General features: G+C 58.8%; 1 pseudogene. It reads left to right on the top strand.

Annotation, left to right across the window (positions count from 1 at the left end):
* Nucleotides 1-1050 (top strand): annotated as a pseudogene (locus ACSHSS_RS30245) (IS3-like element ISBmu6 family transposase); the annotation flags it as partial.

Genomic DNA, 1050 nt, shown 5'->3' with positions numbered 1-1050 from the left:
TGGTTTTGACGCACTGGCAGCCCGTCACGGCATCCATTCCGGAATGTTGCAGCGTTGGGTTGCCGCGTATCGCGCGCATGGCCGTGCGGGACTGCAGAGCAAATACAGTAGCTACGATGCACGGTTCAAGCTGCGGGTGTTGCAGCACATGCAGCGCGATGAGCTGTCCCTGCGTGAAGTCTCGGCGCTGTATGACATTCGTGATGCGGGAAGTGTGGCCCGCTGGGCGCGTCTGTATGATGAAGGCGGTATAAACGCTTTGACGCCTCGGCCACGAGGGCGCCCCCGAAAGATGGTCACATCACTTCCACCCAAGCCCACCGAAGCCGGCACACCGGATGAACGCTCGCGCGAGGAATTGCTCAAGGAAAACGAGTATCTGCGTGCGGAGGTGGCGTACCTAAAAAAGCTCGATGCGCTGCTGGCCAAGAAGCAGGCAGCGCAAAAGAAAAAACGCAAATAGTGCGCGAGCTCAGACAGCATCATCCGGTAGCAGCGCTTCTGAAGGTGGCCGGTTTGGCGCGCAGCACGTTCTATTACCAGTTGGGGACGCTGAATGCCGACGATCGCCACGCTGATCTGAAGGCAAAGATCCGGACGGTGTTCGAACATCACAAGGGACGCTACGGCTATCGACGCGTGACGGCTGCCATCCGGCAAGCCGGGCATCTCGTCAACCACAAGGCCGTGCAGCGGCTGATGCAGCAATTGCAACTGAAGTCCCTGGTGCGCCCGAAGAAATATCGCTCTTGGCGAGGTGAGATCGGGCAGGCCGCACCCAATCTGCTGCAACGTCAGTTCAGTGCCACGCAGGCCAACCAGAAGTGGGTAACGGACGTGACGGAGTTCAACGTCGGCGGGCAGAAGTTGTATCTATCGCCGGTGATGGATCTATACAACGGCGAGATCGTGGCTTACCAGATGGATCAACGTCCAAGCTTCGAACTGGTCAGCGGCATGCTGAAGAAGGCGCTGGCCAAGCTGCGGCGCAAGGACAAACCGTTATTGCATTCGGATCAAGGCTGGCAATACCGGATGCCGGCGTATCGC

The sequence above is a fragment of the Burkholderia sp. BC1 genome (assembly GCF_052683555.1).
Note: the sequence above shows the minus strand (reverse complement) of the source record. Positions and strands in the feature narration are given on the sequence as shown.